This window comes from Micromonospora sp. NPDC049114 (assembly GCF_040648635.1).
Classification (GTDB): Bacteria; Actinomycetota; Actinomycetes; order Mycobacteriales; family Micromonosporaceae; genus Micromonospora.
In genome coordinates, this window is record NZ_JBEZEA010000008.1 from 39,374 (window position 1) to 52,080 (window position 12,707).

General features: G+C 73.8%; 13 protein-coding genes. 10 read left to right on the forward strand and 3 right to left on the reverse strand.

The genetic code is table 11. The annotated features are described in order from the left end of the window. Window positions 1-41: 41 nt before the first annotated feature. The 3 genes from AB0B39_RS22145 to AB0B39_RS22155 are packed head-to-tail and all read left to right on the forward strand — an operon-like array spanning window position 42 to window position 3,131. Complete coding sequence (locus AB0B39_RS22145) at window positions 42-1,520, forward strand: serine/threonine-protein kinase (protein WP_357575235.1); 1,479 nt, start codon at window positions 42-44, stop codon at window positions 1,518-1,520. Between the two features lie 24 nt (window positions 1,521-1,544). Then, window positions 1,545-2,420: an alpha/beta hydrolase gene (locus tag AB0B39_RS22150; RefSeq protein ID WP_357489824.1), complete on the forward strand. Its 876-nt coding sequence runs from the start codon at window positions 1,545-1,547 to the stop codon at window positions 2,418-2,420. A 60-nt stretch (window positions 2,421-2,480) separates the two neighbouring features. Continuing rightward, complete coding sequence (locus AB0B39_RS22155) at window positions 2,481-3,131, forward strand: histidine phosphatase family protein (RefSeq protein WP_357575236.1); 651 nt, start codon at window positions 2,481-2,483, stop codon at window positions 3,129-3,131. A gap of 15 nt (window positions 3,132-3,146) precedes the next feature. Here the strand turns inward: AB0B39_RS22155 and AB0B39_RS22160 are convergent, their stop codons facing one another. Together AB0B39_RS22160 and AB0B39_RS22165 are read right to left on the reverse strand one after the other, a co-directional pair. Next, the gene (locus AB0B39_RS22160; protein WP_357575237.1) at window positions 3,147-3,647 is read right to left on the reverse strand and encodes a DinB family protein; all 501 of its coding nucleotides are present in this window, start codon (window positions 3,645-3,647) and stop codon (window positions 3,147-3,149) included. 104 nt (window positions 3,648-3,751) lie between these two features. Continuing rightward, the gene (locus AB0B39_RS22165; RefSeq protein ID WP_357575357.1) at window positions 3,752-4,432 is read right to left on the reverse strand and encodes a carbon-nitrogen hydrolase family protein; all 681 of its coding nucleotides are present in this window, start codon (window positions 4,430-4,432) and stop codon (window positions 3,752-3,754) included. A 100-nt stretch (window positions 4,433-4,532) separates the two neighbouring features. Between AB0B39_RS22165 and AB0B39_RS22170 the strand changes: the two genes are divergently transcribed. The 7 genes from AB0B39_RS22170 (at window position 4,533) to AB0B39_RS22200 (ending at window position 11,398) form a co-directional block, all read left to right on the forward strand. Beyond that, a complete protein-coding gene (locus tag AB0B39_RS22170) occupies window positions 4,533-5,342 on the forward strand; it encodes a DedA family protein (protein WP_357575238.1) in 810 nt (269 codons plus the stop codon). Window positions 5,343-5,402: 60 nt separating this feature from the next. Then, complete coding sequence (locus AB0B39_RS22175; protein ID WP_357575239.1) at window positions 5,403-6,563, forward strand: histidine kinase; 1,161 nt, start codon at window positions 5,403-5,405, stop codon at window positions 6,561-6,563. After that, on the forward strand, window positions 6,554-7,204 hold the full coding sequence (locus AB0B39_RS22180; protein ID WP_357489834.1) for a response regulator transcription factor: 651 nt from the start codon (window positions 6,554-6,556) through the stop codon (window positions 7,202-7,204). Before AB0B39_RS22175 ends, AB0B39_RS22180 begins: the two co-directional genes overlap by 10 nt. A gap of 502 nt (window positions 7,205-7,706) precedes the next feature. Then, window positions 7,707-8,291: a hypothetical protein gene (locus AB0B39_RS22185; protein WP_357489836.1), complete on the forward strand. Its 585-nt coding sequence runs from the start codon at window positions 7,707-7,709 to the stop codon at window positions 8,289-8,291. A gap of 419 nt (window positions 8,292-8,710) precedes the next feature. Next, window positions 8,711-9,130: a protein-tyrosine phosphatase family protein gene (locus AB0B39_RS22190; protein ID WP_357489838.1), complete on the forward strand. Its 420-nt coding sequence runs from the start codon at window positions 8,711-8,713 to the stop codon at window positions 9,128-9,130. 110 nt (window positions 9,131-9,240) lie between these two features. Continuing rightward, a complete protein-coding gene (locus AB0B39_RS22195) occupies window positions 9,241-10,530 on the forward strand; it encodes a D-alanyl-D-alanine carboxypeptidase (RefSeq protein ID WP_357575240.1) in 1,290 nt (429 codons plus the stop codon). Between the two features lie 40 nt (window positions 10,531-10,570). Further along, window positions 10,571-11,398: a peptidylprolyl isomerase gene (locus tag AB0B39_RS22200; RefSeq protein ID WP_357575241.1), complete on the forward strand. Its 828-nt coding sequence runs from the start codon at window positions 10,571-10,573 to the stop codon at window positions 11,396-11,398. 155 nt (window positions 11,399-11,553) lie between these two features. Here AB0B39_RS22200 and AB0B39_RS22205 read toward each other — a convergent pair whose 3' ends face one another. Beyond that, a complete protein-coding gene (locus AB0B39_RS22205) occupies window positions 11,554-12,576 on the reverse strand; it encodes a LacI family DNA-binding transcriptional regulator (RefSeq protein ID WP_357490591.1) in 1,023 nt (340 codons plus the stop codon). Between the last annotated feature and the right edge of the window lie 131 nt (window positions 12,577-12,707).

Here is a 12,707-nt window from a genome sequence, read left to right on the forward strand (position 1 = left end):
GAGTGGTCGAAGGGGCACTCGCCAGGCAGACTGGTGGAGCCATGTCACCCTTCACGCCCACCCTCCGCCTCCACGACCGCTACGTCCTGCACGAGCGGATCGGGCTCGGTGGCATGTCCGAGGTGTGGCGGGCCGACGACGAGGTCCTCGGCCGGCCGGTCGCGATCAAGGTGTTGGCCGGGCAACTCGCCGCCGACCCGCAACTGCGGGCCACCATCCAGCGCGAGGCCCGCGCGGCCGCCCGGCTGACCCACCCACACGTCACCCAGGTGTACGACTACGCCGAGGCGACCCTGGCCGGCGGCGTCGTCGTCCCGTACCTGGTGATGGAGCTGGTCGAGGGCCACAACCTGGGCGACCGGCTGCGCGGCGGCCCGCTGCCCTGGCCCGAGGCCGTCCGCGTGGCCGGCCAGATCGCCGCCGCGCTGGCCGCCGCGCATCGCATCGGCGTGGTGCACCGCGACGTCAAGCCGGGCAACGTCATGCTCACCGACACCGGCGCCAAGGTCCTCGACTTCGGCATCGCCGCGCTCGGCGGGCTGGACAGCCAGTCCGGCGAGCCGCTGATGGGCACACCCGCGTACTTCGCGCCCGAGCGCCTCACCGCCGGCCCACCCGACCCGGCCAGCGACGTGTACGCCCTCGGCGCGCTGCTTTACCGCACGCTCACCGGCCAGGCGCCCCTGCCCGTGCAGAGCTGGGAGGACGCCCTCGAGGTGCACCGGCGGGGCACGCCGGTGCCGCCGCTGCGGGTGGACGGCCTGCCCGCCGACATCGCCGACCTGACCCTTGCCTGCCTCGCCGCCGACCCGGCCCGCCGGCCGAGCGCCGCGCAGCTGGCCCGCCGGTTCGGTGCCGGTCAACCGGTCGAGCCCCCCACCGAGCTGCTGCGCATCGTTCCGTCCGCCGCGGCGGCCCACCCGCCGACGCTGATCGACCGCTCGGCCGCCCGGCCCGTGCCGGCTCCGGCCGTGCCGGCCCGCCGCCGATCGCGCCGACCTCTGGGCCTCCTCGTCGCGGCCGGTCTCGCCATGCTGGTCGGCCTGGGCGCGGTGCTCACCCAGGGCCTCGACACTCCCGACACTCCCGACACTCCCGGGCCCGCGCAGGTGGCGGCCCCGCCGTCGACCTCCGCCCCGGCGCCCGCGCCCAGCACCCAGTCACCGAAGCCGCCGGCATCGGCATCGGCGTCGCCGGCGCCGTCGACGGCAAGCGCGGCGCCCTCGACGGTCGGCCAGCAGGTGCCGGTCAGCTTCCGCCAGGTCAGCGACGAGTTCACCGAGGTGCTCGCCGCGGCGGTGGCCCGTGGGGATGTCGACCGCAAGACCGCCCAGGACCTCCGCGACGACCTCGCCGACGTGAACCGACGGTCCAAGGACCGCGAGCGGCGCATCGCCGACCTGCGGGACACCATCGCCGAGTTGGTGGACCGTGGCCGGCTGCCGCGGCAGACGGGCGCCCAGCTCGACGCGCTGCTCAGTCAGGCCCGCGGGCTGCCCGCCGGCCGCACCGACGGCTGAGGCATCTGTCGTAGTCTCACCGGCATGACGACGAAGCAGACGCACACCCTCGCCGTGCCCGGCGTCGAGCTGGTCTACGACGTCCGCGGCCCACTGCCCCCGGGCGGCGGGCGGCCCGCGCTGCTCATGATCGGCCAGCCGATGACAGCGGAGGGCTTCGACGCGCTCGCCCCGCACTTCAGTGACCGCACCGTCGTCACCTACGACCCGCGCGGGCTCGGCCGCAGCATCCGTACCGACGGCCGGTCCGACCACACGCCGCAGCAGCAGGCAGCCGACCTCCACCTGCTCATCGAGGCGCTCGACGCCGGCCCGGTGGACGTGTTCGCCAGCAGCGGCGGTGCCGTGACCGCACTCGAACTCGTCGCGACCCACCCCGGCGACGTCGTCACGCTGGTGGCCCACGAGCCGCCGATCAACGCGGTGCTCCCGGACGCCGCGGCGGCCGAACGCGCTCGGAACGGCTTCTACGAGGCGTACCAGGCGAAGGGATTCGGCGCCGGCATGGCCTCGTTCATCGCGATGACGTCGTGGCAGGGCGAGTTCACCGACGCCTACTTCGCCCAGCCCGCGCCCGACCCGGCGATGGTCGGCATGCCCACCGACGACGACGGCAGCCGCGACAATCCGCTGCTGTCGAAGAGCTCGTGGGCGATCACCGACTACCGCCCCGACGCGAGCGTGCTCACGGCGTCGTCGACCCGGATCGTGATCGCGGTCGGTGAGGAGTCGGCGGGCACCTACACCGCCCGTACGGCCCTCGGCACGGCGGCGCTGCTCGGCCAGGAGGCCGTGGTGTTCCCGAGTCACCACGGCGGCTTCCTCGGAGGCGAGTTCGGCTATGCGGGCAAGCCCGAGGAGTTCGCCGCGCGGCTGCGCGAGGTGCTGGACGCCGGCTGACGACTGTCATCTCGTACGGACGGCTGATCCATCCGCGTGCGTCGCTGGCATGATGGGCCGATGCGAACACGGTTGATCTTCGTGCGGCACGGCGAGTCGCTCCACCAGGTCGACGGGATCGTGGGCGGCCCGCACGGATGCCGCGGGCTGACGCCGCTCGGCCACGACCAGGCACACCGGCTTGCCCAGCGACTCGTCGACGACTACGCCGTCGAGGGGCCGGTGGCGGTGTACTCGTCAGTGCTGCGGCGCACCGTCGAGACCGCGCAGCCCATCGCCGCGGCGTTCGGCGTCCGCCCGCTGGCCGACTGCGGTCTGTGCACGTGGCACACCCCGCCGTACGCCGACGGGCTGCCGGTCACGCGCTTCCGTACCGAACACGCGGTGCCGGGCGGGGGAGTGTTCCGGCCCTTCGAGGACGGCAACGAGAGCTGGGCCGAACTGGTGGTGCGCGTCAGCCGCGCCATCATGGAGATCGCGCACCGGCACCGGGGCGGCACCGTGGTCCTGGTCGGCCACAGCGAGACCGTCGAGGGCGCCTTCCACGCGCTCGCCGCGCAGCCGATCTTCCGGGCGTTCGACCTGGACGTGCCGCCGGCCTCGATCACCGAGTGGGTCACCGACCACGACACCGGCGGCTGGCCGCCGGCCCGCTGGACCCTGCGCCGCTTCGGCGACACCGCCCGGGTCGGCCAGCGCGCGATCCAGTAACGCCGCGCCGGCGCCCTAGTCGCTGCTGAGGACCTGCTCGCGCAGGATCTCCGCGTGCCCGCAATGCTGAGCCAGCTCGCGCAGCACGTGCAGGTACACCCAGCGCAGCGGCAGCGGGCCACGCCGGTGGCCGCGCAGCACGTCGTCCAGGCCCAGGGACGCCGTCGCGAGGCGGGACGCCTCGCACGCCTCGCGGTGCGCCTGCTGGACGGTGGCGATCGTGTCGCCGTCGGCCAGGATGAACGACTCGTCCGGCGTCGCCGGGATGCCGATCTCGGCGCGTGGCCGGCAGGTGACGGCCTCGTCGAACCAGACCTTCTCGACGAAGGCCGCGTGCTTCACGAGCCCCAGCAGCGTCGTGCGGGACGGCACCAACGAGCGTCGCGCCTGCTCCTCGGTGAGCCCGTCAAGGGAACTGTTGAGCGCGCGGCGGTGCTCGTCGAGAAACGCCTCGACCTGCGCCTGGGACGGCAGATCGACGACATCGTCGGCGAAGGTCGGCGGGAAACCGGTCATGGGCCGAAGCATGTCAAGGCCGCCGTCCACGAGCAACCGCGAAACGCACGAGCCGACCGACGCGGAAGCGCCGTGACGCCGATCGGGCCGCACCGAATCAGTCCTCAATGGAGGGTCGTCGCGGTCCACTCGCCCGGCGCCGTGTTCACCCGGGCGGCCACGTCACCCTGCGGCGTCCAGATGGCCGACCGGCCCGCCGCCTCGGTGTAGCCGCCGCCGGTGGACCCGGCGAAGCTCGCCACCGCCACCCAGACCCGGTGTGTCGTGGCGATCCGTTGTGCCCGCTCGTCCGGAACCGCCGCGTCGCGCGCCGACTCCAGCACCCCCGCCGCGTACACGTCGATCCCGAGTGCGGCCGTGCGCTGCGCGTGCGCGGCGACGCCGGTGTCCTTGCAGACCGCCAGCCCGATCCGCCACCCGTCCACCTCGAGCACACCTGGTGTGTCGCCCGGGCGGAACCGCTGCGCCTCCGCGCCGCCCAGCCACATCTTCCGGTACGCCACGGCCACCCCGTCGCCGGTCACCGCCAGCACCCCGATGTGGTCACCGGCCACCGGTGCGCCGGCCAGCGCCAGGGTGCCCGCCTCGGCGCACGCGTCGACAAGCGGCGCCAACCGGGGGTCGTCGACCGACACGACCGGGCCCTGCACCTCGTACCCCGTCAGGGACAGCTCCGGGAAGACCACCACCCGGGCGCGCGCCGCGCGGACCGCGTCGGCGTGTGCCCGCGCGTTCGCTGCGACATCCAGGGGTACGCACGGCGGCTGCGCCACCGCGAGCCGCAACGGGGTGCGGTTTTCCGCACCCCCGCCGGTGTGGGCGACCCGCGGGGTCCGATGGTCCGCCTCATGGTCGATTCTCAGGATCGGTTCGTAGCGTGGGGACATGATTCGAACGTCGCACGCCGTCCTCGCCACCGGAACCCCCGCGGCCGCGGCCGAACCGCCCGAGGGCGGAATCGTCGGCTACGTCAGCGATCTGGTGGAACGGCTCGGCGGGCCGGGCGCCGGACTGGCGGTGGCGCTGGAGAACCTGTTCCCGCCGATCCCCAGCGAGGTCATCCTGCCGCTGGCCGGCTTCGTGGCGGCACAGGGGCGGATGAGCCTGGTCGGCGCGATCTTCTGGACCACGCTGGGCTCGGTGCTGGGCGCGCTGGCGCTCTACCTGATCGGCGCGTCCCTGGGCCGGGAGCGGATGCGCGCCATCGTCGCCCGACTGCCGCTGGTGAAGCTCAGCGACGTGGACCGGACCGAGGCGTGGTTTCTCCGGCACGGCGTGAAGGCGGTGTTCTTCGGCCGGATGATCCCGATCTTCCGGAGCCTGATCTCCATCCCGGCCGGGGTGGAGCGAATGCCGGTGCGGACCTTCCTGCTCTACACGACGCTGGGCAGCCTGATCTGGAACACCACCTTCGTGCTCGCCGGCTACCTGCTCGGCGACAACTGGCACCTCGTCGAGGGCTACGTCGGCACTCTCCAGAACGTCGTGATCGTCACCTGCGTCGCGGCCGTTGCCTGGTTCGTCGGCTCGCGGGTGCTGCGGGCCCGCCGCTCGGCGCGAAACCCCGCGTCGGCCGACCGCTCCGGCTCGGACCCGGGGTCTTCTCGCCATGGTGCGCCGCCGTCGGGGATGCCGGATCCGGGCGGTCGGGGCACCCTCTACCGGGGGAGTTCCTGGGCCTCGGACGAGCGCTAGCGTCTCGCGGAGGTCTCCGGTGAAGCGGAGCGAAAGGGGCGCCACCCGAAGGGACGCCAGATGACCGGGGAGCGGCCAACCGGCCCGTGGTGGACTCGGCTGCGGCTGCCGTTCGGCGTCGCCGTCGGGAGTGCCACGGCCGCCGTCGAGCTCGGCTTCCTGGCCGTCGCGGCGGTCGCGCTCGCCGTGTCCGCGCTCGCGCCCGCGGCCGGCCGCCGGGCCACCGACCTGACCAGACGGTGCGCGGGACAGCTCGTACGCCTGGAACGTCGGCGTCTCGCCGGTCTGCTCGGCGCGGACGAGCCGCCCGCGGCGCACGAGGTGGCGACCCGGCGGCAGGTCGGCTACCTGGCCGCCCGGCTGCTGCCCGGCACGCTCGGCCTGCTGGCGTACGCCGTGCTGGGCATCGGCCTGGTGCTCGCGGGGATCGTGCTGCGCGCGGCGGTACGCGGAGAGTTGAGCCTCTTCGACGCGCTGTCCCAGGTCGCCGTCGGCGCGGTGCTGCTCCTGCTCAACATCCAGGCCCTCGCCAGCATCGCCGCGCTGGACGTCCGGCTGGCCGGGCGGCTGCTGCGGCCGGGGCACCGGGCGGAGCTGACCCGGCGGGTGCAGGAGCTGACCACCAGCCGGGCAGCGGTCATCGCGGCGGTCGACGCCGAACGGCAGCGCATCGAACGTGACCTGCACGACGGTCTCCAGCAGCGGCTGGTCGCCCTCGGGATGCTGCTCGGGAGGGCCCGCCGCGCCCGCGACGCCGACCGCACCCGCGCCCTTGTCACCCAGGCCCACGAGGACGTGCAGCGGGCCGTCGCGGAGTTGCGCGAGGTGGCGTGGCGGGTCTACCCGTCGGCGTTGGACGCCAGCGACCTGGGTGAGGTGCTCGCCATGGTCGCCCGCGGTTCCGAGGTGCCGGTGCGGATCCGCTGCGACCTGCCGCTGCGCCCCGCACGACAGATCGAGACGGTGCTCTACTTCGTGGCCTGCGAAGCGCTCACCAACGCCGCGAAACACGCCGCCGCTAACCTGGTCACGGTCGAGATCGGCGTACGGGAGGGGTGGGTCCGCATGCGGGTGCACGACGACGGTGTCGGCGACGCGGATCTCACCGGGCGCGGGCTGTCCGGGCTGGCTCGGCGGGTCGCCGCGCTGGACGGTCGGCTGGTCGTGACGAGTCCGGCCGGCGGCCCGACCACAGTGCTCGCGGAACTGCCGTGCGGTTAGTTCTCGCCGAAGACTCGACCCTGCTCCGGGAGGGCCTCACGCGGCTGCTGGCCGAGGAGGACCACGAGGTCGTCGCCGCCGTCGGCACCGCCGACGAGCTTGTCGAGGCGGTCGCCCGGTCCCGTCCCGACGTGGTGGTCACCGATGTCCGGATGCCGCCCACCCACACCGACGACGGGTTGCGTGCCGCGCTGGAGATCCGCGAGCGGTGGCCGGACACCGGCGTCCTCGTGCTCTCCCAGTACGTCGAGCGGCGCTATGCCGCCCGCCTGCTCGCGGACCGTCCCGAAGGCATCGGATACCTGCTCAAGGACCGGGTCGCCCAGGTGGACGACTTCCTCGACGCCCTCGACCGGGTCGCCGCCCGGGGCACCGCGCTCGATCCGGAGGTGGTCCGCCAGGTGGTGGCCGGATCGGAGCGACCCGACCCGTTCGGTCGACTCACCCCGCGCGAACGGGACGTCCTGCACGAGATGGCCCAGGGGCACACCAACGCCGCTGTCGCCCAACGGTTGCACGTGTCGCAGAGCGCCGTGGAGAAGCACGTCAACGCCATCTTCGACAAGCTCGGCCTCGCCCACACGACCGGCTACAGCCGCCGCATCCTCGCGGTCCTGCGCTACCTGGGCACCCCGTCTTAGCTCCCGGGATGTCCGGCTCATCCCGAGCCTGAGGTGTCCGAGGTCCCGGGCGGATCGTCACCTGACGGCCCGCTCCGGACCACTCGGGTGGATGATCGCGGGCGAAATGTTCGATCCTGGGGTCTTCAGGCTGTGACCGGTCGCATCCCTGGGCCGGAATCGTGGCCGGCCGGGGGTCGTTACACACCCTGACGATCGCAGGACCACGGCCACCTCCACCCGCTCGACCGGATGGGGAATGGCCGGCCGGGCCGGGTCGTTGCAGACCCCCGAACGACAGTGGGCCCGCCCCCGGGTCCGCAACCTGGCCCCGGTGAGGGCCGGGAATGACCCCGGACCGGTGGTCGTTACACACGGTCCCGGCGCCGCGAGCCTCCCCGGTTCGCAGGCCGCCCCCCAGACTTTTCCCCTGTTTTGTGCAGCGCCGGACGAGGTGCTCACATCCGCGTCGCCGCTCCCCGGCGGTGAGGCGGGTGTTCCTACCCCCGAAGGAGCTACCCCCATGAACACGATCTTCCGTAAGAGCATGCTGTCTGTTGCCGGTCTCGCGTTCGCCGGTGGTGTCTTCGCCGGCCCGATCGCCCATGTCGCCACCCCGGGCACGGACGCCCGCCCGGTGGCCGTGGTGCAGGCCGACAAGCCCGACACGAGCAAGCTGATCCCGCACGGCACCCAGGGTGCCCAGTCGCACATCGACCTGAACGACGAGCAGACCGCCAACGTCAAGGCGATCATCGCCGCCACGAAGAAGGCTGGCCTGCCCGAGCGCGCCGCGGTCATCTCGATCGCGACGAGCCTGCAGGAGTCGAAGCTGGAGAACCTGGGTCACCTCGGCGACATGAACGACCACGACTCGCTGGGTCTGTTCCAGCAGCGGCCGTCCAGCGGTTGGGGCACGCCCGAGCAGATCACCGACCCGGAGTACTCGACGACCGCGTTCCTCAAGGGCCTGCGTCAGGTTGACGGCTGGCAGGACATGCCGCTGACCGAGGCCGCCCAGACCGTGCAGGTCTCGGCGTACCCCGACGCGTACGCCCAGTGGGAGCAGCAGGCGGCCGACCTGGTCGGCCAGTACTGGAACAGCTGACCCACAGCCCAACCCGACCGATGGCCGGCACCCCCCTGGGGTGCCGGCCATCGGCATGCCCACCCGCCGGGTCGCCCGGACGGCCCGCTCGGCCCGGCCCGTACAGCGCGGCGCGGCGCGGCGCGGATCTTGGACAGTTACCGTTCCGAGCGGACGGTAACTGTCCAAGATCTGCGCTGGGGCGGGAACACCGGCGGGCGTCCGCTGGTTGTGCACAGTGTCGGTGTGACTCAGTGTCCCCGGGCCTCACCTACATAGCCCTCGCGGAATACCGTCCGGCTGGAGCCGCGTCGCGCCACTCGCCGAGAGGCGACCTGCACACCGACACCGGCGCCGCCCTCGACCACCCGGTCGGGGGCGGCGCTTTTCCGTGTCCGCCGTGCACCATGAGCCGCCCTCGTGCGCGGCACAATGTCCCGGTGACTGCCGCGCAGATCTGGTCGGAGCAGACGGGGTTGCTCGTACTGCCGAGCGGGGCCGCGGTGCGCGGCCGCCGCGTCGCCGCGACCGCCTCGCCTGCGGACTTCGCCCTGCTGTTGGCACCCGGCCCGGAGCCGACCTGGCCATACCGCCGGATCAGGTGGCCCGACTTCTGGGTGCCGCTCGATCGGGCGGACGCACTCGACGCGTTGCGCGCGGCTCTGCGTCGGGCACACGACGGTGAACGCGTCGAGGTGGCCTGCCGCGGCGGGATCGGCCGGACCGGAACGGCGTTGGCCGCTCTGGCGATCCTCGACGGCCTGCCTGCCGAGCAGGCGGTGCCCTGGGTCCGGGCGGGCTACCACCGGAAGGCTGTCGAGACACCCTGGCAGCGACGCTGGCTGCGCCACGTCGCCTGACCACCGGCGTCGCCGGCGACGCGACACGCTCCTGGTGGAGTGGGCCGCCGCCGGATGGTCGAGCGGCCAACCGCTCCCGCCGGGCGATCTTGTTGACTAGGGTCGGGCACATGAGAGCTGCGCTGCTGGCGGTTACGGCGTCCGCCGTCCTGCTCGCTCCCGGGCCGGTCCCGGCCGCCGCGGCGGCCCCCACGCCCGTCGCCCCGACGGAAGCCGCCGCCACGGGTGCCGCCGCCCCCGTGCCGACCGTGCGGTGTCCACGGGTGCCGGCGCCGGCGATGTCCCGCCCGCCACGGCCCTCGCCCCCACCCGCCGTGCCCGAAGCGCGGGTGGTCGGCGGCGCGGGGTTGGCCACCAGCGGCCTCGTCGTGCCGCCCGGCGCGGGCACGCCACCGGCGATCACCGCCACCTCGTGGCTGGTCGCGGACCTGGATTCCGGCCAGGTGCTCGGGGGCTGCGGCCCGCACGAGTACGGCACCCCGGCCAGCGTCCAGAAGCTGCTGCTGGCGGCCACGATGATGCCCCGGCTCGACCCCGCGCAGACGGTGACCGTCACCGCGGCGGACATGAACATCGAACCCGGCTCCTCCGCCGTCGGCCTGGTCGAGGGCGGCCGCTACACGATCGAGACGATCTGGCTGGGGCTGCTGCTCAACTCCGGCAACGAGGCGGCGAACGCGCTGGCCCGGCTGGGCGGCGGGTCCGACGGCGCGGCCGGGGGAGTGCGGGCCATGAACGAGCAGGCACACCACCTGGGCGCGCTCCAGACGCACGCGGTCACCCCGTCCGGTCTGGACGGCAAGGGCCAGTTCACCAGCGCGTACGACCTGGCGCTGATCGCCCGGGCCTGCTTCGCCCAGCCGACCTTCCGGCGGTACGCGCTCACCCGGCTGGCGACGATTCCGGCTCAGCCGGCGCAGCGGACCAAGGGCTTCCAGATCCAGAACGAGAACCAGCTCATCTACCGCTACCCGGGTGCGTTGGGCGGCAAGACGGGCTTCACCGACCTGGCGCGGCACACCTACGTCGGCGCGGCGGAGCGGGACGGGCGTCGGCTGGTGGTGACGCTGCTCGGTGCCGAGCCGGCGCCGATGCGCGGCTGGGAGCAGGGGGCGGCCCTGCTGGACTGGGGTTTCTCGCTGCCCCGCGACGCAGACGTCGGCCGCCTGGTCGAGCCGGGTGAGCTGACCGCCACGCCGTCGGCCGCGCCGTCCGCGCTGGCCGCGCCCGGTCCGCCCCGCCCCGCGGCGGCCAGCGGCCCGGCGGGCACCGCCTCGGGATGGCTGTGGTCGGTGGTCGCGCTCAGCGGCGCGGGAGTGCTGGTACTGCTGGGCGGGTTGCTGTGGCACCGCCGCCGCCGGTTGCCCGGTCAGATCGACAACGGGCCCCGGCATCCATAGACTCCGGTCTTTCTGGCAGCACGAGCCCAGGAGGATCCCTGTGTCGAGTGAACTCGAAACGCCGTCCGGCGCGGCGGCACCCCGCCGGTCGGTGCGCGCGCTGACCCGCCTCGCGGGTGTCACGGCGTTCGCCGCAACGCTGATCGTCGGTGCGTCGGCTGCCGCGGTGGCCGCGCCGGGCGCGGCCGACGACGCGGTGAGCGCGTCCGCCGCCGATGCCCGCCCGCCGCGCACCACGCACGGCCCGTGCGCCTACACCGAGACGCCCGACGAGCCCGCCGCCCGGCCGGTGCCGCTGCCGCCCGACCCGCGCCGCACCCCGGACCGGGGCAGCGTCCGGGTGACCCTCTCCACCAACCAGGGGCCGATCGGGTTGACACTGGACCGGGCCGCCGCGCCGTGCACGGTGCAGAGCTTCCTGCACCTGGTCGGCAAGCGCTTCTACGACCGCACCCCGTGCCACCGGCTCACCGCGTACCCGACGCTCAGTGTGCTGCAGTGCGGCGACCCGTCCGGCACCGGTGAGGGTGGCCCCGGCTACCGGTACCGCGACGAATTGCCGACCGACCTGCCGCCGGCCCCCACCGACCCGACCGGCGTCCGCCGGGTCTACGCCCGGGGTGTGCTGGCGATGGCCAACGCCGGGCCGGACACCAACGGCAGCCAGTTCTTCCTGGTGTACGCCGACTCGGCGCTCCGCCCCAACTACACGATCTTCGGCACTGTCGACGCCGCCGGGCTCGCCACCCTGGACCGGATCGCCGCCCAGGGAATCGCGCCGACGGCCGAGGACCCGGCGCCGGTCGACGGCGCTCCCGCGCTGCCGGTGACCATCCGGCGTGCCGTCCGGGCACACCACCACCACTGATCCCGCTCGGCGCGGTGGGCGGCCCCACGTCGCCCACCGCGCCGCGAGGCGTGCAGGTCTGTTGTCGTCGCTGCGGCGGGCCGGAATTTTCGCGGCTGGACCGGAACAGGTGGAACCGGAATCCGCCCCGGTTCGAGCCGTCGGAACCGAAGGGGTCAGCCGGTCGGCGGGACGGCGGTGCTGTCCCGGACGACCAGCTCGGTGGCCAGCTCCACCCGGGGCGAGTCGATGCCCTCGCCCTGGGCCAGTCGCAACACCGTCCGCACCGCCAGCCGGCCCATCTCGACAAGCGGCTGCCGGACGGTGGTCAGCGGCGGTGACGCCCAACGGGCTTCCGGCAGATCGTCGAACCCGACCACGCTGACGTCGTCGGGAACCCGCAGGCCACGGCGGCGGATGGCCTCGTAGACGCCGAACGCCATCTGGTCGCTGGCCGCGAAGATGCCGGTGGGCGGGTCGGCCAGGTCGAGCAGCGCCGTGCCGCCGGCGAAGCCGGAGGCGTGGTAGAAGTCGCCCGGGTAGATCAGCGCGTCGTCCACCGGCACGCCGGCGGCCTCCAGTCCCGCGCGGTAGCCGTCGAGGCGGGCCCGGCTGCACAGCAGGTGCGTCGGCCCGGCCACGAATCCGATCCGCCGGTGGCCGACCGCCAGCAGGTGTTCGGTCGCGGCGAGCCCGCCGGCCCAGTTGGTGGCGCCGATCGTCGGGACGTCCATCGCCGGCACGCCGGCCGGGTCGACGACCACCACCGGCACGTTGAGGCGGCGCAGTTGCGCGTGCAGGGGCGGGCTCAGGTGTGACGTCACGAAGATGACGCCGTCGGTGGCGCGGGTGCGCAGGTTCTGCAACCACTGCCGGGCCGCCGTTGGCTGCCGGTGGATCGCGGAGACCACGGTGCCCACCCCGGCGCCGTGCCCGACGTCCTCCACGCCCCGGATGATCTCCACCGCCCAGGGGCTGTCCAGGTCGTTGAAGACCAGGTCGACGAGGCCGGCGCGGCGGACGCTGCGGCTGCTGCGGCGCCGGTAGCCGTGGTGGCGCAGCAGCTCCTCGACGCGTTCGCGGGTGTCGGGGGCCACATCGGACCGACCGTTGAGCACCCGTGACACGGTCGGCACCGAGACCCCGGCCTCCCGTGCGATCGCGGTGATGGTCACCCTGCGTCCGTCGTCCGCGTCCACCCGCGTCTCCTTCACCGCTCCGGAGAGACGACCACGAGCGTCGTCCATCCAGTGTCCCGGAACGGCACGCCCGCCCCTCGCGCCATCTTGCCTCACGGACGGGGGTTGACGACACGCCAGGTCGGTTCTAG

Bases quoted from the DNA above. Each gene is read 5' to 3' on its own strand.
- AB0B39_RS22145 (WP_357575235.1), top strand. From the start codon at position 42: ATGTCACCCTTCACGCCCACCCTCCGCCTCCACGACCGCTACGTCCTG.
- AB0B39_RS22150 (WP_357489824.1), top strand. From the start codon at position 1,545: ATGACGACGAAGCAGACGCACACCCTCGCCGTGCCCGGCGTCGAGCTG.
- AB0B39_RS22155 (WP_357575236.1), top strand. From the start codon at position 2,481: ATGCGAACACGGTTGATCTTCGTGCGGCACGGCGAGTCGCTCCACCAG.
- AB0B39_RS22160 (WP_357575237.1), bottom strand. From the start codon at position 3,647: ATGACCGGTTTCCCGCCGACCTTCGCCGACGATGTCGTCGATCTGCCG.
- AB0B39_RS22170 (WP_357575238.1), top strand. From the start codon at position 4,533: ATGATTCGAACGTCGCACGCCGTCCTCGCCACCGGAACCCCCGCGGCC.
- AB0B39_RS22175 (WP_357575239.1), top strand. From the start codon at position 5,403: ATGACCGGGGAGCGGCCAACCGGCCCGTGGTGGACTCGGCTGCGGCTG.
- AB0B39_RS22185 (WP_357489836.1), top strand. From the start codon at position 7,707: ATGAACACGATCTTCCGTAAGAGCATGCTGTCTGTTGCCGGTCTCGCG.
- AB0B39_RS22195 (WP_357575240.1), top strand. From the start codon at position 9,241: ATGAGAGCTGCGCTGCTGGCGGTTACGGCGTCCGCCGTCCTGCTCGCT.